Genomic DNA, 19,610 nt, shown 5'->3' with positions numbered 1-19,610 from the left:
CATGGAATTTAACAGAAAATCGCTTACTGATACCGACTTAATAAACCTTTACCGGCATTTGTTATTACCCAGATTGATAGAAGAAAAAATGCTGTTGTTACTGCGTCAGGGAAAAATCAGTAAATGGTTTAGTGGTATTGGTCAGGAAGCCATTGCTGTAGGCGCTACCATGGCATTAGAACCCGATGAATGGATAATGCCACTGCATAGAAATCTAGGTGTGTTTACATCCCGTAAAATGCCCCTGCATAAATTGTTTATGCAATGGCAAGGCAATAATGAAGGTTACTCAAAAGGAAGAGAAAGAAGTTTTCATTTTGGAAGCAAAGAACATTTTATTTGCGGAATGATATCGCACCTTGGCCCACAATTGGCTATAGCCGATGGTGTGGCATTAGCCAATCAGCTACAACAAAAACAAAAAGTAGCATTAGCCTTTAGTGGTGATGGCGGAACCAGCGAAGGCGATTTTCATGAAGCATTAAATGTAGCGGCAGTATGGAGCTTACCCGTTATTTTTTTGATTGAAAACAACGGTTATGGACTTAGCACGCCAGTAAATGAGCAGTACCGTTGCAAAAATTTGGTTGACAAAGCCATAGGTTATGGCGTGGAAGCCGTTCAAATTGATGGGAATAATATTTTGGAAGTGTATGATACCATTCGTGGGGTTAGGGATTATTGCATCACACAGCAAAAGCCTTATTTTATTGAATGCATGACTTTCAGAATGAGAGGGCATGAAGAGGCCAGCGGCACAAAATATGTTCCGCATGAATTATTTGAGATATGGGGCGAAAAAGATCCGGTAAAAAATTATGAGCAGTATTTATTAGATGCGCAAATACTTTCTGCACAGGCAATAGATGAAATCAGACAAAATACCAGGAAAGAAATTGAGCTGGAATTGCAAATCGCATTTCAGGCACCGGCCATTATACCCAATACAGCACTAGAATTAGCGGATGTATATGCCCCAGTGGAAGCTATTGATGAACCTGATGAATCATTGCGCCATCATCCATCTCAACAAAAACCACATCGACTTATAGATGCCATTAAAGAAGGATTAGATCAGGCAATGGAAAAATATCCTAACCTGATATTGATGGGGCAGGATATTGCAGAATATGGCGGTGCATTTAAAATTACAGAAGGGTTCGTTGAAAAATTTGGCAAAAATCGGGTACGCAATACACCACTTTGTGAAAGCGCAATTATAGGAACAGCACTGGGGCTAAGTTTAGAAGGATTTAAAAGTATGGTTGAAATGCAGTTCGCCGATTTTGTATCAGTAGGCTTTAATCAAATTGTAAATAATCTTGCAAAAATCCATTACCGCTGGGGACAAAATGCTGATGTAGTAATTCGCATGCCTACAGGTGCCGGTGTTGGTGCTGGCCCATACCATTCTCAGAGCAATGAAGCATGGTTTACACATGTACCCGGATTAAAAGTAGTATACCCTGCTACCCCTTTTGATGCAAAAGGATTATTACTTGCAGCTTTTAAAGACCCCAATCCGGTTTTATTTTTTGAACATAAAGCTTTGTACAGGAGTATTAGTGGCTATGTCCCAAACGGGTACTATGAAATTCCTATCGGAAAAGCACGTGTAATAAAACCCGGGAATGATATGAGTATTATTACCTATGGCGCCGGTGTTCACTGGGCATTACAATATACAGCGCAACATACTGAAACAGATATTGAAATTCTTGATTTAAGATCTTTACAGCCTTTTGATTATGAAAGCATTCGTGCTACGGTTCATAAAACAGGTAAAATATTGGTGCTGCATGAAGATACCTTAACAGGCGGTATTGGTGCTGAAATCAGTGCATGGATCACTGAACATTGTTTTGAGCATTTAGATGCACCCGTGTTGCGCTGTGCCAGTTTAGATACACCCATTCCATTTAATACGGCATTGGAACAAAATTTTTTAGCCAGTTCAAGATTAGAAGCTGCTATTCAAAAACTAATGCATTATTAAATGGAATCAACTACCCGGATGATAGGTTTTTTCGGCATGTTGCAATACATCTTCTTTGTAAAACAGCACATCTTTAAAAATGCCATTGGTGTACATGGCTGCCTGATCGGAAAAATGCGCAGATGACAAATGACCACTTTCGCCACCGGTGAGCAATGATTTGGCTTTTATTCTTTTTCCAAATTCAACCGCACAAATAAAACTATTGCCGTTATACCCATATCTTTTTTTGGTTCCATTAAATGTTCTGCTGACAAACGATGGAATACAACCCCAGGTAGAAGCTGCAAAACCAACAGGCAGACTGGGTTTGCTATCATCAAATTGCTCATTTATTTTTCCGGTTAACCGCTGGTAACGGTTCATATCGCCCCAGGCAACTTGCCATGTGCCGAAATTTTCAATTAATTTTTGAATCACATTTTCAAGTGGCTGTAATAAGGTAGCGGCATTGGCTTGTTGTACAAATTTTTCAGTTTTTTGTACCTGATCATCATCATCTCCATTATTGCGCATAATAGCAGGTAATAATTGCTGTGCCCATTCAATAGCCAATGTAGTAGCAACCGACGTAGCATTGGCATCACGATTCCAGTTTCGTAAAATTTCTATAGGCTGCTGCAGGTTTGCATAATTATTTTTTTCAGCGTCATATGCGTTCAGCAAAGCAGGAATTAAAATATCAAATGCACTTAAATGTGTATTATATGCTGTTTTTATAACCTTATCAATGGTTAATTGTGTTGCATTTTTCCAAAGTTTAACGGCCAATATTCCTCTGAAATTCTGACCATCGGGTGCCATATAACGCGGATAATTTTGTTTCAAGGGACTGCTGCTTCCCGATACGGTAAAAGGGGTTGAATTACAATTTTCTATCCAGCCGGTGGCAGGATTATATACATGCACCATTTCATCTAAAGTATGTAAGCCTTTCCATTCAGTTGCGGCAGTAGTGCCATCAACAGGTAATGCCCAGTTATAAGCTGTATCTCTGCGTGGTATAAAATTTCCATGCCAGTAGGCAATATTGCCCTTATCATCTGCAAAAACGGTATTGTTAGAGGTATTGGCATACAACTCCATAATTTTTTTGTACGATTCAAACCCATTGGCCTTTGTGCGTTCCCAGGATTGAATAAGGCTGGTCATAGATCGGTTCATAGCCTTAACGGATATCCATTTACCATTGCGCTCAGCCATTACAGTACCATGTTGTGTAAAAAAAGTAGTGAATGATTTTGAGGACAATCCATTATCAGTTGTGTAGGAAATGGTAATACTTTTTTCTTTTACCGGCAACCATTTCTTTTCGTATTCATAAAAATATTGCCCCTTTTTTTGAACAATTTTTTCAGCATACAAATCAGCTGCATCTGCGTAGCTGGAGGTATGCATCCAGCCGCAATGTTCGTTGAAACCCTGATAGACAAAGAATTGCCCCCAAGTTACTGCACCATATGCATTTAACCCCTCATCACTTGCCACTTGCACTTCAAATCTAAAATAAAAAGTAACATGCGGATTAATGTACAATATCGCATTACCCGATGCTGTTCGGGATGGCGCAAAGGCAAAGCCGTTAGAACCTGATGTTAAGATGTTATTTTCAGTATCAACTTTAGCTACAGGCTCATTTAACTTGCCATAAAAATTTTTTATTTCAGTTGTACTTAGCCCTCCAATATCTATGGCACCAATACTACCATCCGTCCACAAAAGTGGATACCAGGGTTTAAAGCAGTATAGCAATTTGGGCTTTACCTCCGGATGTTTGTACAAATAAAAATTGATGCCATCGGCATACGCATTGAGTAAAGCTTTTAACCATTGCGGCGCCGCTGCATAATCTTTTTGGGCATCTGCTGAATCAATTTGCAACCTGATCAGTAAATCATCATACAAAGCAGATTCACCTTTTATCTCAGACATACGGCCTAATTTTTCAATATAATTCATTTCAACCCTATCAAAATCATCTTCGCATTGTGCATACAACAAACCAAAAACAGCAGCCGCATCTGTTTTTCCGTAAATATGTGGTATGCCCCAATTATCCCTGATGATGGTTACATTATTTGCCATGTCTTCCCATCTTGCAACCATTTCATGGGTAGGTGATTGTGCAAAAAGCTGTATCGGCCAAAGCAAAGCAATCCATACATATTTCATAACAATACTTTTATTTTTAATTTTCGTTTTGTTTGAAAACACGTAACAAATTACCGCCTAAAATTTTATTGATATCTTTTTTACTGTATCCTCTTTGCAATAAACCTTTGGTAATGAGCGCATAATTTGTAACATCATTTAATTGCTGCGGTGCAGCGTTAATGCCATCAAAATCAGATCCAATGCCAACATGGTCTACACCAATTAAATGTACCACATAATCCAAATGATCGAGCAGTAAGGATAATGGAGGCCGCCAGCTATTTACTTCTGCTGCATATTTTTCAAATAAAATGATTAGGGCATAATCTTGTTGTGTTCCTGCATGAATCATTGAATCTAATTCATGGCGATGGTGCACACCAAACAGTTTTTGTTTTTGCATAAAAGTGCTGTCTAAAAATCCGGAATAAAAATTCAATTGTACAACACCTCCATTTTTACCAATCGCTTTTATCTGATCATCTTTTAAATTTCGAAAAACCGGACAAAGCGCATAAACATCACTGTGCGAAGCAATTACAGGTTTGGTTGTGGCATGCATTACATCCCAAAAAGTTTGTTCACCTACATGCGATACATCAATCATCATTCCCAATTGATTCATGTGTTGTACTAATTTTTTTCCAAAATCAGACAGTCCTTTTTGTTGCAATGCATCGGGGTGAAGGGTTTCATCCATTGCCGAACTTGCCCAGGGGTTTGAATTATTCCAGGTGAGTGTTAAATAGCGGGCACCTCTTTTGTACAGGCTATCGAGTTTGGATACATCATTTTCAATCATGTGTCCACCTTCTACGCCAAATAATGCTGCCAGTTTATGTGCTTTTACCGCCTGCATTAACTGGCTATAATTTTTTACGATAGCCATTTTATCAGGGTTTCGTTCAGCCACGGCATACAATGTATCCATTTCACGATTCGCAAAGTCAAATGGGTTCCGTTGGTCACTATCACACCACACAGAAAAAAATTGTACATCTACTCCACCCTGTTTAAATCTTTTTAAATCAGACATGGTAATACCTTTCAAGTCTTGATCTAACGATACCTTCTTTTCAATACAGGCGGTTAAAATATCATTGTGGGTATCTACTAAAATAGCCTGCTGTGTAATGCGTTGGTAACGTTGTGCAGATAAGCTGATAGCAAAACACAAAGCGATTAGGGTAAAAAATATTTTCATATATGAATGTTTATAATTAATGCAATACAACAAGCTATTTTCAAAATGGTACTCCTCCTTTATGAAACCATTAAAATGATGCACTATTTTTTAGTGTAATACCATTTCGTGCGCCGGTATGCTGCCCATTTTTCAATGTAATGGTTCCATTCACTACCACATATTTAAACCCTTCTGAATACTGGTGTGGTTTTTCATAGGTAGCTTTATCGGTTACTGTATCCGGATTAAACACTACAATATCTGCCGCATACCCCGGCAATAATAATCCTCTGTTTTGTAAGTGAAATTTTTGAGCTGGCAGACTGGTCATGCGCCGGATGGCTTGTTCCAAAGAAAACAAATGTTCCTCACGAACATACTTTCCTAAAATTTTAGCATTACTGCCATAGCCTCGGGGATGTGGCACCCCTTCGCCAAAAACCCTGATACCAGCATCGCACCCAAACATGCAGAAAGGATACTGCATAATGTATTGTACATCTGTTTCACTCATGCCATGAAAAACCATTCCTGCACCACCGTGCTGCATCATTTCTAAAACGGTTTCAGCTTCAGCTTTGGCCGTATGTTTTCGGCCTTTTAACAGGTTTATTGTTTCGATACTTTTCCCATTAAAAGCAGTATCAAAAGCATAATTGGCTACTACCGGGTAACTGAAATGCTTTAATTTTCGCTTACTTAAGCGTTGTAGCATATAAGCAATTACCTGTTCACGGATAACAGGATTATTCAATCGGGCATTAATTGAATCTTTGCCATCTGCCAATACCCAATCAGGTAACAATGTTCCTAAATTGGTACTACTGGCGGTATAAGGATATTGATCAATGGTAACATCAATCCCTTTTTTTCTGGCATCTATTATTAAAGCAAGTGTTTCTTTACTTCTTCTCCAGTTTTGCTGGCCACTTAATTTAAAGTGCGAAATTTCAACAGGCAGTCCTGCAACTGTTCCAATATGCAATGCCTCCTGAATGGCTTGTACTACACTATCACCTTCATCACGCATATGGGTGGCATATACACCATGATAGGCTGCAGCAATTTTTGTTAGAGCCACCACTTCATCGGTAGCAGCATAGGTGCCGGGAATATAAATTAAGCCGGTTGACAAACCTACTGCTCCATCCTGCATTGCTTTTCGGGTAATAGCTTCCATCTGCAACATTTCAGCTTCAGTGGGCGCTCTTCGGGCAGTGCCCATTACGGCTTTCCGTATATCATTATGCCCTACTAATGATGCAATGTTAATAGAAAGATGCAAGCTATCTAACCACTTAAAATAATTTCCAATATCTACTTTAGAAAGGCCACAATTACCCGTTATTACCGTGGTTACTCCATCATAAATAAAATTATCTGCTGTAGGATTTCGGACTTCATCGCCTTCAATATGCGTGTGTACATCTATAAAACCAGGTGCTACTATCATTCCGGCGGCATCGATTACTTTGGCGCTTTTCCAGGCAGAGAGATTACCTACCGCTGCAATTTTATTGTTCACAACAGCCACATCACCATAAAACCAATTATTACCTGTTCCATTGATAATTTTCCCATTTTTTATAAGTATATCAGCAGTTTGGGCTGTTAGTGCAACGGGGAAAAGAACAATAAAAAGCCAAATTAATTTTCTCATGTGTGCTGTTTTGGGGTGATTGAAATTAAGGAAACTTAATCTTACTGCAAAGCAGTACTTTTGCCAACTCAAAATTTTTTGTGGATATGCTGGATAAACTAGAAGCCATTAAAGCGCGATTTGACCAGGTAGGTGTTGCACTGACCAACCCGGAGATTATTAATAACCAGGCAGAGTTTGGAAAACTTAGCAAGGAATACCGTTCCTTAGAGAAAATTGTACAACCATTTGAGGAATACAAAAAGGTACTCAACGACTATCAATTTGTAAAAGAAAACCTGAATAGCAACGATGAGGAGATGAAAGACCTGGCCAAAATGGAATTACCGGAATTAGAAATGAAGAAAGATTCATTAGAAAAAATATTAACCCAATTATTAATTCCGAAAGATCCGCAGGATGATAAAAATGCCATTTTGGAAATTAGAGCCGGTACCGGTGGCGATGAAGCGAGCCTTTTTGCAGGCGATTTATTAGGAATGTATTTACGTTATTGTGCCAAAAAGGGTTGGAAAACGGCTATTGTGAGTGAAAGTGAGGGCACAGCAGGTGGCTACAAAGAAGTTGTGGTAGAAGTAACCGGCGAAGATGTGTATGGAACTTTAAAATTTGAAAGTGGTGTACACCGTGTTCAACGTGTACCCGCTACTGAAACGCAGGGCCGTGTGCATACTTCGGCGGCTACTGTTGCAGTGATACCGGAAGCAGAAGAAGTTGATTTTGAGTTGAAAGAAAGTGATGTTAAAATGGAAACTGCCAGAAGTGGAGGTGCCGGCGGACAAAATGTAAACAAAGTAGAAACCAAGGTATTTTTAACCCATATACCCACCGGAACAGTGGTGGTATGCCAAACAGAGCGAACACAGTTAGGCAATCGCGAAAAAGCTATGCAAATGCTGCGTACAAAATTGTATGAAGAACAGGTGCGTAAACAGGAAGAAGAAATTGCCCGGCAAAGAAAAACTTTGGTAAGCACCGGCGACAGAAGTGCAAAAATTCGCACCTACAACTGGCCGCAGGGAAGGGTTACCGACCACAGAATTGGATTAACTTCATATAATTTAGATGCAGTAATGAATGGCGAAATAGATGAATTTATTGAAGCACTGCAATTGGCAGAAAACTCTGCAAAAATGGCCAATCAGTAAGCTATGCGGTTGTTTTTAAGGTTTTACTTTTCATTTGTTTTTTATAATACAAACATATTTCGGTTAAACCACATGCACTGCATTTAGGATTGCGTGCCAAACAGGTATATCGCCCATGCAAAATAAGCCAATGATGTGCTTTGTGCACCAATGTTTCGGGTATGTATTGAACCAATTGCTTTTCGGCTGCTAAGGGCGTAGTAGCTTTTGTAGTTAAACCCAAACGGGCACTTACCCTAAAAACATGTGTATCTACCGCCATATTGGGTTGCTGATCAATAACACTGGTAATTACATTGGCTGTTTTGCGGCCTACTCCGGGTAATTGAACCAATTCATTCACCGTCATGGGTACCTCGCCCCCAAACTTTTGAATGAGCATATTGGCCATGCCTATTAAATGTTTGGTTTTATTGTTGGGATAAGATATACTTTTTATTAATGGTAATAATTCTTCAAATGTAGCTTTCGCCAATGCATCCACGTTAGGATACCTTTTAAAAATAGCCGGTGTGGTTTGATTAACCCGAACATCAGTGCATTGTGCAGAAAGAATAACAGCAACCAGCAGTTGGAACGGATTATGGTATATTAGTTCTGTTTGCGCATTGGGTATGCTACGTTCAAAATAATCTAATACAATTTTATAACGTTCTTTTTTGGTCATACACCTGCTTCAAATAGAATACAACAAAGAAAAGTGGCTAAAACTGGTGAAAGCTGTTTCCAATAAACTGAAGTGCATCTGTAATTCCGGTGCGCCAGTATGTCCAGTTATGCGCCCCATCACGCACCCTATATTCGTGTGGAATTTTTTTATCGGTTAATGCAATATGCAGCATGCAGTTTCCTCTTGTTAAGAAATCATCATCGCCGCAATCAATCCAGTAACGTACTTTTTTCAAACTATCTGCCGGTGTATTCTCTACCATTTTTAAAATAGAATTTTGATACCAGGCATTATTTAAACGCTGTTTACCTGTTAAGTTATTACCATATAATCTGGCAAATGTTATATCCCAGCTTTTTTGTGGCATATTTACCATCTCATCGTCGGTAAAAACGGCGGCACTGAGTGGGGCTGCTGCTGCAAACAAATCGGGATATTTCATAGCGTATATTAAAGTGCCATAACCACCCATCGATAGTCCAGCAATACCTCTGAATTTTTTTTCAGCTTTAATACGGTATTTTTTTTCAACTGTGGGCATCAACTCTTTTATAAAAAAGTCTTCATAATTTTCATTCCCATCAAATGAATTAATATACCAGCTTGAGTCAGCATTCGGCATAATAATAATCATAGGAGGAATGATACCATGGGCAATAGCATTATCTGCATAACGGTTTATTTCACCAAACTGCAACCAACCGGTTTGATCATCAGTATACCCATGCAATAAATAAACAACAGGATAATTGCGGTTTGAAGTAGTATAATCGAAAGGAAGGTACACTGCATACGCTACATCTTTATGCAGAATATTACTTTTAATTACTTCATGTTCACTTACTGTACCGTGCGATTGAGCTACTGCAAAGTAACCTGTGGTGCAAAGCACCAATACCAATAAAAATGATTTCATAACATGTGTTTTTGAAAAATAGCAAACTAAAAATACGTTATTTTTTAGCCAATTTTTTAGCATACGCCAAAATACTGTTCACAGACTCTTCGCGGGGATGTTTTGATTGTTTTTTTAACCGTTCTAATTGTTTGATGCTGCGTTGCAGTACTTTCAGTCTTTCTTGCAAATGAATATCTTCTTCTAATGCTGCTTCAATTTCTTTAGTTAGATTTTTATCGGTTTCCTGATAAAGGTATAATAATAGTGCTTCTTCTGTAAATGATTTCATTGTTACCGGATATTTTTTGCAGTGTTATTGGTGATTTGTTGTTTCATTTTTTAATCAAACAAGACGACCTCAGTTAAACGAGCTTTTATTTCAATTATTGCAGTAGTGCATTAATTGTGGAAAACATCGCCTTCCACAATAAAAACATCTTCATTGGGCTTTTTCATCAGATATTTTTCACGGGCAAATTTTTCAATTGCGGCGGGATTATGCTGTAAATTATCTAAATCTATTTGTACCAGTTTAATTTGCTGCTCATAGTATTGTTTTTTTAATTGCAGTGATTGTAATTGATGTTTTTGCTGCAATACATAAAAAACATCGCGCTGATCAATAAATAGCATCCAAACCACAAAAAATGCGGTGACCAGCACATACTTATTGTAAAAAAATGAGGGAATTTTTTTCATGCGTAAGAGAACATTTTTATTTCAACCTTTTAAACAACCAAATGCATTGTAGTGTAACATTTTTTTTCAACTGATTGATTCATATCAAGAACACAAAAGAATATTTCAAATTGATTTGAGCAGCCTCATGCCAAAATTACTTGAGTTGAAAGTTATTTTTTTTATTAAACGGAATATTTGCTGTTTTATTGAAAAAAGCATAAAAAAAGAAGAAAACATGTTGCCATGCCTTCTTCTTTCATTCAATAAGTAATTAAATATCACTACTTAGCAAACTTAATTTTACCGGTCGGGAAGATGGCTGTTGAACCCAGTTCTTCCTCAATTCTAAGCAGCTGGTTGTATTTGGCAATTCTATCTGTACGGGAAGCGGAGCCGGTTTTAATTTGTCCGCAACCTAATGCAACAGCTAAATCGGCAATGGTTACATCTTCAGTTTCACCGCTTCTATGACTCATGATAGTATTATAACCATTGTGCTGCGCCAAAGTAACGGCATTAATTGTTTCAGTAATTGATCCAATTTGATTTACTTTCACCAATAATGCATTGGCAATATGCTCATCAATACCTCTTTGTAAACGGTTTACGTTGGTAACAAACAAATCATCGCCCACCAATTGTATTTTACTGCCCAATGTTTGTGTTAATAATTTCCAGCCATCCCAGTCGTCTTCAGCCATACCATCTTCAATAGAAACAATGGGATAATTTTTTGCCCAGTTAGCCCAATAATCTACCATTTTTTCAATGGAAAGTTCTTTGCCATCTGATTTATGAAAATGATATACTTTTTTATCGGCATTAAACATTTCACTTACTGCAGGATCCATGGCAATGGCCATCTGTGTTCCGGCTTTGAACCCGGCAGCGCTAATTGCCGCCATTACAGTATCAATGGCTTCTTCATTGCTTTGAATATTAGGTGCAAAACCACCTTCATCGCCCACATTGGTACTGTAACCTTTTTTCTTTAATACTGATTTTAATGCGTGAAAAACCTCAACACCCCAGCGCAATCCTTCACTAAAAGATGGGGCGCCAATAGGCATTACCATAAATTCCTGAAAATCTATTTTATTATCGGCGTGTGCACCACCGTTTAAAATATTCATCATAGGAATGGGCAATGTTTTTGCATTGGTACCACCTATGTAGCGATATAAGGGCAATCCTGCTTCTTCGGCAGCAGTTTTTGCAACAGCCATACTAACTGCTAAAATTGCGTTGGCACCTAATTTAGCTTTGTTGGGCGTGCCATCTAATTCAATCATCGCCTCATCAATGGCCACTTGTTGGGCAACATCATAACCCACTACTGCTTCTGCTATTGTATCGTTTACATTTTTTACAGCCTGTAAAACACCTTTTCCCTGATAAACTTTTTTATCATTATCCCGCAATTCAACGGCTTCATGTACACCGGTGCTGGCACCACTGGGTACTGCTGCACGGCCCATGATACCTTCATCGGTTAAAACATCTACTTCAATCGTTGGGTTACCGCGACTATCTAATATTTGGCGGGCATGTACTTCTACAATGTAACTCATGGTTGCTTATTTTTAATTTATTGGATGCGAAATTAATTTATCTGTGGAATTTTTTCTGATATATTTAACTACCAAGTGTTAGCTGGCGAAATACTTCTTCCAGCGATTTTTGTTCCGTTTGTAGAGAAAGTATATTCAAATTTTCCTGTAAGGCAAAAGCCAGCAGGTTTTTTCTTACCAATTGCTCTTGTTTGGTATGTAATTTAAAATTACCCGGCGTTATCATTTCTACACGATCAACAAAATTGAATTTTAATTGCTCTGGAGTTAAATACTGCTCCCGAAAACTTACAATAACAGTTACCACTTCATTTTTTTGATGTTGTAAATTTTGCAACGAATCATTGGCTACTATTTGTCCTTTATGAATAATCATAACCCGATCGCATACTGCATTCACTTCCTGTAAAGTATGGGAAGAAAACAATACCGTTTTATCACTTCCCTGCTGTTTAATAACATTTCTAATTTCAACAATTTGATTGGGATCTAACCCACTGATTGGCTCATCTAAAATAAGTACTTTAGGCTGATTAATTAATGCTGCAGCAAGACCTACCCTTTGTTTGTATCCTTTTGAAAGCTGCCCTATTTTTTTATTTTTTTCAAGTTCCAGACCAGTAAGGGCAATTACGTTTTTTATGTGCTTCCATTTTTGATCTATTTTTTTAATGCCAGCAACAAAATAAAGGTATTCACTCACATACATTTCATAGTACAATGCATTTGACTCGGGCAAATATCCAATCATTTTTTTTACGTCAATTGGATTCCTTTGCACATCTATTCCATTCACTAAAACGGTTCCGGCATCAGACTTTAAATAGCCGGTTATCATTTTCATGGTGGTACTTTTACCGGCACCATTTGGCCCGAGAAAACCGGTAATTTCTCCTTTATTCAGCTTAAAACTTATATCGTTTACTGCCAATTGTGTACCATACTGTTTCAGTAAATGTTGCACTTCTACCGACATGTGTTGCTAATTTGCCCGAAAGTACTACTTTAAACCTAAGCAGATTGCAATAAAAACATAAAATAACCTCATATTTTCATCTGTTCAAACAGAAAGTAATTGAAATAACATTGGCTATTAAATCGATGGTTTGTAGAACCTAAACCAGATTACCACACCAATCTCAACAGGGAAATTGAGCAAAATAAATTTGAATTGTTTTTGGGCAATCACTTTTACTTCATTAAAATTATTTTGCAATGAATAGAAAATGTTAAAAGAAAAATACCCGACAGCTACGAAACATATTGTGTCTTGTCCTGAAATAATAATGCAAAGACAGACTTGTGTTTATTTTTGATGCTTACCATTTAAATTAAACTATCCTAAAAAATGATGGAAAGCAGAAAACCATGTTACCATTATGGCGCAAACCTTTGCATTTTGCAACAAAAAACAACATGCCCATCACTGCATGCCAACCAATAATCTTAATTTTATTGCCAAAACATTGATTGCCATGTCGTATCCTTATCAAATTAAAACTGTAGCACAGTATCAATCCGATTACAAAAACAGTGTTGAAAATCCGGAAGCTTTCTGGAATAACATTGCAGAAAATTTTACCTGGCGTAAAAAGTGGGATAAAACTTTAGAGTGGAATTTTACAGAACCAAAAATTGAATGGTTTAAAGGCGGCAAACTCAATATTACAGAAAACTGTTTAGACCGACATTTAGAAAAAATGGGCAATATGCCGGCCATTATTTGGGAACCCAATGACCCTGACGAACACCACCGGGTACTTACCTATAAAAAATTGCATGAAAAAGTTTGTTTATTTGCGCATGTACTCAAAAATAATGGCGTTAAAAAAGGTGATAGGGTTTGTATTTACATGGGCATGATTCCTGAATTAGCCATTGCAGTTTTAGCCTGTGCCCGAATTGGCGCCATACATTCAGTAATATTTGGTGGCTTTTCGGCCCAAAGTATTTCCGACCGGTTAGAAGACGCAAAAGCAACTTACATTATTACCTGCGACGGCGCTTTTAGAGGTGCCAAAGACATTCCTTTAAAAAGTGTAATTGATGATGCTTTAATTGGCAATAAAACCGTACAAAGGGTAATTGTTTGTACACGCACGAGAACACCGGTTTCTATGATAAAAGGGCGTGATGTTTGGTGGGAAGAGGAAATTAAAAAAATAGAAACCTTGGGGCTAACAGATTTTGTAGCCGAAGAAATGGATGCAGAAGACCCCTTATTTATTTTATACACTTCCGGCTCAACCGGCAAACCAAAAGGTGTTGTGCATACCTGTGGCGGATACATGGTATACACCAATTACAGTTTTGTAAATGTTTTTCAATACCAACCGGGACAAATACATTTTTGCACGGCAGATATTGGCTGGATTACCGGGCATAGCTACATTGTTTACGGACCATTATCTGCCGGTGCCACCACGCTAATGTTTGAAGGCATACCTACCTGGCCCGATGCCGGTCGTTTTTGGGATATTGTAGACAAATACAAAGTAAATATTTTGTACACCGCACCTACTGCCATCAGAAGTTTAATGGGTTTTGGTTTAGGGCCGCTGGCAGGCAAAAACCTATCTTCGTTACAGGTATTGGGTACGGTTGGTGAACCCATTAACGAAGAAGCCTGGCATTGGTATCATGAACATATTGGAAAGAGAAAATGCCCCATTGTTGATACCTGGTGGCAAACAGAAACCGGAGGTATTTTAATTTCAAACATTGCCGGTATTACACCATCCAAACCCGGATGGGCTACCTTGCCATTACCTGGTGTGCAAATGACTTTAGTAGATGAAAATGGTAAAGAAATTGAACAGGGTGATGCCGCAACTGTATCAGGCAATCTTTGTATTAAAGCACCCTGGCCTGGTATTTTAAGAACCACTTATGGCGATCATGAACGTTGTCGAACCAATTATTTTGCCACTTACCCCGGCATGTATTTTACCGGTGATGGTGCTATGCGAAACAAAGAAGGTATGTATCGCATCACCGGAAGAGTGGATGATGTACTCAACGTAAGCGGGCACCGAATTGGTACTGCTGAAGTAGAAAATGCCATTAACATGCATGCCGGCGTGGTAGAGAGTGCCGTGGTAGGTTACCCACATGATGTAAAAGGGCAAGGCATTTATGCTTTTGTCATTTATCAAGGTTCACATGGTCAGGATACACATGGCACCGGCGATTTGGTAAGAAAAGATATTTTGCAAACCGTTACCCGCATTATTGGTGCCATTGCCAAACCAGATAAAATTCAGTTTGTAAGTGGCTTACCGAAAACCAGAAGTGGTAAAATTATGCGCCGCATTCTCAGAAAAATTGCCGAAGGCGAAACCGAGAATTTGGGCGATACCACTACATTATTAGATCCTGGTGTTGTAGATGAAATAAAAAGAGGAAAATTATAATCTGCGTTTCAAAACAAAACGAAAACGTCTTTAACACCGTTCAACCAGGCAGTATTCTTTATGAAGGCATCAAGCCATTTGCCGATGCACATATAAAACCAAAGTGGGAAAAAATTCAGCATCATCATGCCAGGATAGCCGGTAGGCATTTGCGGCAATGTTGGCTGATGCCTTAATAACTGATATTTTCTGGATGCCCAATAATAATAACACTATGCCTGCTTAATTCAAACAACATTAAGTGCCCTATAACATGGTTGCTGTTCCAACTATGCCGGGGCATAACTCGTTCATATTTATCATCAGCCATTTTTTTCGCTGCAATCCATAATGTTCAATATAATTCACGGTTTCTAACAACAAAAACCCAATTACTGTGGCTGCTATATAATAACAGGTAATTAACCAGTCTATCCAATACCAAATGCCTGCCATCCATATTATTTGAATGAATTGCATTTGTATCATTTCATTCCTGTAATGCACAACAGGGAGGCCTTGTTGCTGAATACTTTTATTGGCTATTCTCCAGGCATTTTGATATGTGCCGGTTACACTTCTAACCCAGAAACCATATACCGATAAATGCAAAGGCGCACTACTCGGATCTTTTGGTGTTGCCACCCATTTATGGTGCCCATGGTTATGCTCTATAAAAAAATGCATATACAAACTGGTTAACAGAGCAATTTTTGCCAGTGCTGTTCATACTTTTTTTGCCAATGCCCCAACTCATGCGCCATATTAATACCAAATGTGCTGCATAATAAGCCCATGGTTGCAATTCGAGCTATAACAGTGGTAAAAGGCAATCCTATTGTTTGCATACTACCTAAAAAAACAATGAATAATAAAATATGCAACACTACTGCCACATACAAAACCGCATCATAATGAAAATCATTTTTTGCAGCCTTTTCCTCCGACTCTGAAAGATTCGTGATATCTGGGCTGCTTAATAATTCAATAAGCGGAATCAGCAGCCAGGCATATATCAGTGCAGTCAGGCACCACCAGCCTGTATGCGTAAATGCCATATAAGCCAGTAAAAACAATATAAATGAGGTAGTAAATTTTAACCAGTGCAACATTCCACCATTAATTTACAATTTTTTGAAACAGAAATACATAATTCCAATATCTTTAAAACTTTAAAAATGCATTATGAGTGAATTAAAAGAAACGATTGCACCTAAGCCACGTATGCCCAAAGCCGTTCCATTCATCATTGGCAACGAGGCTGCAGAACGATTTAGTTTTTATGGCATCCGGTCTATTTTGGCAACTTTTCTGGTTGCACAATTTTTTAACCCCACACACAATCCGGTACTTACTGCTATTGCTGAAGCCAAAAGCAATGAACAAACCCATATTTTTGTTTCATTGGCTTATGTAATGCCATTAGTGGGTGGCATTATTGCAGATTGGTTTTTTGGTAAATACTTAGTTATTTTTTATGTATCTATTTTATATTCCATAGGTAATTTAACGCTGGCCTTATCTACCCATAGCCTTCCATTGTTTAGTACCGGATTAGTCATTATAGCTGTTGCTGCCGGCGGTATTAAATCATGTGTATCGGCCAATGTAGGCGATCAGTTCGATAAATCGAACCAAAGCCTGATGAGTAAAGTGTATGGATGGTTTTATTTTAGTATTAATGCCGGTTCTGTATTTTCTACCATGCTCATTCCTGTATTGTATAAATCTTTTGGCCCATCTGTTGCCTTTGGCGTACCGGGTTTATTAATGTTGCTGGCAACACTTATTTTCTGGTTAGGCCGTAAATACTATGTAAGGGTACCTCCTTCCGGCATTAAAAAAGAAAATTATGTGTTTATTATGGCGTATTACATAATGAAAGCATTCAGTAATCGCAATGGCAAAACCATTTGGGAAGCAGTAGGTGAAAAATACAGTGCCGAGTCGATTGATGGCGTGAAGGCAGTAAACCGGGTGTTAATGGTATTTGCTTTTGTACCCATATTTTGGGCTATGTGGGACCAAAGCCTTTCAGAATGGGTTTTACAAGCAACAAAATTAAACCTCAATATTTTTGGTAAAACCTTTTTACCCGAACAAATACAAACAGTAAATCCGTTATTTCTATTAATGATGATACCCATTTTTACTTATGGCATTTATCCATTGGTTGAAAAACTGGGTATTAAGGTAACACCACTCAGAAAAATTGGGGCAGGTTTATTTTTAACCGGTGCATCATTTATTATTATAGCGCTCATTCAAACAGCTATTGATCATGGCGGGTACCCCAGTGTTTGGTGGCAAATTTTGGCCTATGCCATACTTTCTGCATCGGAAGTAATGGTTTCTATCACCGGATTGGAGTACGCTTATACCAACTCACCCAAATCAATGAAAAGTACCATGAGTGCTATTTGGTTATTAACTGTTGCCGTAGGTAATTTATTCACTGCATTTGTAAACAGCAGCATTGCAAGCGGAGGTATTTTTGCCAAATTTACAGGTGCCAGTTATTTTTGGTTATTTGTGGCAATTTTATCAGGGTTTTTGATTGTATATATGTTAATAGCCAAAATGCTGCCCGAAAAAAACTATGTTTTGGAAGATGCAGCTTCAGCAGGGTAACCCAACTCAATAACATTAAAAAAGCAGTCTGTTTGAAGTACTGCTTTTTATTTTATGCCTTCCAATACCCAAACTAATATTTTCAGTTAAAAATAAGGCGCTAATTTCGCAGCCATCCGGAAAACAGGTTACATTTTTTAATAAACCCCAATCTGCCGGTTTTTCTGTTTTTTTCATCAAAAACCATTGAACTGATTCGCATCATATCAACAAACAAATTCTAATGAAAATACTTCTTTTAGGTAGCGGAGGTCGTGAACACGCACTGGCCAAAAAATTATCGGAAAGTTATCATTGCGATGCTTTATTTATTGCACCCGGCAATACAGGTACACAACAATACGGCTCTAATGTATCTTTATCCCTCAACGATTTTAACAGTATCAGAAATTTTTGTGTAGAACAAACAATAGGCTTGCTGGTGGTTGGCCCCGAAGAACCTTTGGTAAACGGGATCTACGATTTTATGCAGGAAACCAATAAGGAAGGAATCAAATACTGGGATGGTATTTTAGTAGGCCCTTCCAAAAATGCAGCACAACTTGAGGGTAGCAAAGCATTTTCAAAACTGTTTATGCAAAGGCACAACATTCCAACTGCTGCATACGCCAGTTTTACTGCAACCAACTTTGAAGCAGGTAAAGCATATATTCAACAACATAGCTTACCCATTGTATTAAAAGCCGATGGACTGGCTGCCGGAAAGGGTGTTGTAATTTGCGAAGACCATGCAACAGCTCTCTCTGTTTACGAAAACATGATTCAACATGCGCAATTTGGAGAAGCCTCAAAAAAAGTTGTAATAGAGGAATTTTTGACCGGTATTGAGCTGAGTGTTTTTGTATTAACCAATGGCACAGATTATCAGATAATTGGCCATGCAAAAGATTATAAAAGAATTGGAGAAGGTGATACCGGTTTAAACACCGGCGGCATGGGCTGTATTAGTCCGGTTCCGTTTGCCAATGATGCATTTATGCAAGAAGTAGAAACCACCATTATTCAGCCCACTATAAAAGGATTACAGGAAGAACAATTGGAATACAACGGCTTTATTTTCTTTGGATTAATGAAAGTTGGTAATAAACCCTATGTAATTGAATACAATTGCCGTATGGGCGATCCGGAAACTGAAGTAGTAATACCCAGGTTACAAACCGATTTGGTAGCCCTGTTTGCAGCTATGCACAATGGCACATTAGCCGATGTAAATATTAATGTAGATGAACGCGCTGCAGCTACCATTGTTGCCGTTAGTGGCGGTTATCCGGAAGCCTATGAAAAAAACAAACCCATTCATGGTTTGGATACAATGCCTAAAAGAGCAGATGTAATGGTATTTCATGCAGGCACCTGTTTAGATAACAACCAAATTGTTACCAGCGGGGGTAGGGTTTTGGCAGTAACAGCATTAGCCCCTCTACTGCAGGAAGCAGTAAGGCTTTCCAAACAAACATTATCTGCTATTTCGTTTGATGGAATGTATTACAGAAATGATATTGGTTACGAATTTTTATAAACTCTGGCACGATTATTCGAATGTTCAGAGCCAATAAAAAAATAGTTTTTGCGTTAGAGTTACAGAATATCTAAGTCAATTATGGGTTCATCGATAACTGCATG

17 protein-coding genes are annotated in these 19,610 nt (G+C 38.3%); 5 read left to right on the top strand and 12 right to left on the bottom strand.

Going from position 1 to position 19,610, the window contains the following annotated elements:
- The first annotated feature begins 1 nt into the window (after window position 1).
- Window positions 2-1,996, top strand: coding sequence for an alpha-ketoacid dehydrogenase subunit alpha/beta (locus EO766_RS14570; protein ID WP_218331270.1), 1,995 nt, complete (start codon window positions 2-4; stop codon window positions 1,994-1,996).
- Between the two features lie 6 nt (window positions 1,997-2,002).
- On the opposite strand, the gene EO766_RS14565 is transcribed toward EO766_RS14570, so the two are convergent.
- From EO766_RS14565 to EO766_RS14555, 3 genes are all read right to left on the bottom strand, one after another.
- The gene (locus tag EO766_RS14565; RefSeq protein WP_287101454.1) at window positions 2,003-4,168 is read right to left on the bottom strand and encodes a penicillin acylase family protein; all 2,166 of its coding nucleotides are present in this window, start codon (window positions 4,166-4,168) and stop codon (window positions 2,003-2,005) included.
- Window positions 4,169-4,184: 16 nt separating this feature from the next.
- Window positions 4,185-5,354 carry a dipeptidase gene (locus EO766_RS14560; protein WP_218331272.1) on the bottom strand — a complete coding sequence of 390 codons (1,170 nt, stop codon included), beginning with the start codon at window positions 5,352-5,354 and terminating at the stop codon, window positions 4,185-4,187.
- 70 nt (window positions 5,355-5,424) lie between these two features.
- A complete protein-coding gene (locus EO766_RS14555) occupies window positions 5,425-6,996 on the bottom strand; it encodes an N-acyl-D-amino-acid deacylase family protein (RefSeq protein ID WP_074418652.1) in 1,572 nt (523 codons plus the stop codon).
- Between the two features lie 86 nt (window positions 6,997-7,082).
- On the opposite strand from EO766_RS14555, the gene prfA reads away from it, so the two are divergent.
- Window positions 7,083-8,144 (top strand): peptide chain release factor 1, encoded by a 1,062-nt coding sequence (prfA, locus tag EO766_RS14550; RefSeq protein ID WP_218331273.1) that lies wholly within the window; start codon window positions 7,083-7,085, stop codon window positions 8,142-8,144.
- Between the two features lies 1 nt (window position 8,145).
- Here the strand turns inward: prfA and nth are convergent, their stop codons facing one another.
- From nth to EO766_RS14520, 6 genes are all read right to left on the bottom strand, one after another.
- A complete protein-coding gene (gene nth / locus EO766_RS14545) occupies window positions 8,146-8,811 on the bottom strand; it encodes an endonuclease III (protein ID WP_218331274.1) in 666 nt (221 codons plus the stop codon).
- A gap of 37 nt (window positions 8,812-8,848) precedes the next feature.
- Entirely contained in the window at window positions 8,849-9,730 is an 882-nt protein-coding gene (locus tag EO766_RS14540) for an alpha/beta hydrolase (protein WP_074418597.1), read from the bottom strand.
- Between the two features lie 37 nt (window positions 9,731-9,767).
- Complete coding sequence (locus EO766_RS14535) at window positions 9,768-10,001, bottom strand: hypothetical protein (RefSeq protein WP_074418598.1); 234 nt, start codon at window positions 9,999-10,001, stop codon at window positions 9,768-9,770.
- 110 nt (window positions 10,002-10,111) lie between these two features.
- A complete protein-coding gene (locus tag EO766_RS14530) occupies window positions 10,112-10,411 on the bottom strand; it encodes an FtsB family cell division protein (protein WP_074418599.1) in 300 nt (99 codons plus the stop codon).
- Window positions 10,412-10,674: 263 nt separating this feature from the next.
- Window positions 10,675-11,964, bottom strand: a complete 1,290-nt coding sequence (eno, locus tag EO766_RS14525; RefSeq protein WP_218331275.1) for a phosphopyruvate hydratase — start codon at window positions 11,962-11,964, stop codon at window positions 10,675-10,677.
- A 64-nt stretch (window positions 11,965-12,028) separates the two neighbouring features.
- Window positions 12,029-12,940, bottom strand: a complete 912-nt coding sequence (locus EO766_RS14520) for an ATP-binding cassette domain-containing protein (protein WP_218331276.1) — start codon at window positions 12,938-12,940, stop codon at window positions 12,029-12,031.
- A 403-nt stretch (window positions 12,941-13,343) separates the two neighbouring features.
- Here EO766_RS14520 and acs point away from each other — a divergent pair, with 403 nt between their 5' ends.
- A complete protein-coding gene (gene acs, locus EO766_RS14515; protein ID WP_228733206.1) occupies window positions 13,344-15,377 on the top strand; it encodes an acetate--CoA ligase in 2,034 nt (677 codons plus the stop codon).
- A 246-nt stretch (window positions 15,378-15,623) separates the two neighbouring features.
- Here the strand turns inward: acs and EO766_RS14510 are convergent, their stop codons facing one another.
- Window positions 15,624-16,043, bottom strand: coding sequence for a fatty acid desaturase (locus tag EO766_RS14510; protein ID WP_218331277.1), 420 nt, complete (start codon window positions 16,041-16,043; stop codon window positions 15,624-15,626).
- An 11-nt stretch (window positions 16,044-16,054) separates the two neighbouring features.
- Window positions 16,055-16,468 carry a fatty acid desaturase family protein gene (locus EO766_RS14505; RefSeq protein ID WP_218331278.1) on the bottom strand — a complete coding sequence of 138 codons (414 nt, stop codon included), beginning with the start codon at window positions 16,466-16,468 and terminating at the stop codon, window positions 16,055-16,057.
- Between the two features lie 73 nt (window positions 16,469-16,541).
- Here EO766_RS14505 and EO766_RS14500 point away from each other — a divergent pair, with 73 nt between their 5' ends.
- Window positions 16,542-17,987: a POT family MFS transporter gene (locus EO766_RS14500; protein ID WP_218331279.1), complete on the top strand. Its 1,446-nt coding sequence runs from the start codon at window positions 16,542-16,544 to the stop codon at window positions 17,985-17,987.
- Between the two features lie 15 nt (window positions 17,988-18,002).
- Here the strand turns inward: EO766_RS14500 and EO766_RS14495 are convergent, their stop codons facing one another.
- Entirely contained in the window at window positions 18,003-18,164 is a 162-nt protein-coding gene (locus EO766_RS14495; protein WP_218331280.1) for a hypothetical protein, read from the bottom strand.
- Between the two features lie 46 nt (window positions 18,165-18,210).
- Here EO766_RS14495 and purD point away from each other — a divergent pair, with 46 nt between their 5' ends.
- Complete coding sequence (gene purD, locus EO766_RS14490) at window positions 18,211-19,506, top strand: phosphoribosylamine--glycine ligase (protein WP_218331281.1); 1,296 nt, start codon at window positions 18,211-18,213, stop codon at window positions 19,504-19,506.
- Window positions 19,507-19,610: the final 104 nt, after the last annotated feature.

Source organism: Hydrotalea sp. AMD, from assembly GCF_004100315.1.
Classification (GTDB): Bacteria; Bacteroidota; Bacteroidia; order Chitinophagales; family Chitinophagaceae; genus Hydrotalea; species Hydrotalea flava.
This window is presented reverse-complemented; position numbering and strand designations above follow the sequence as displayed.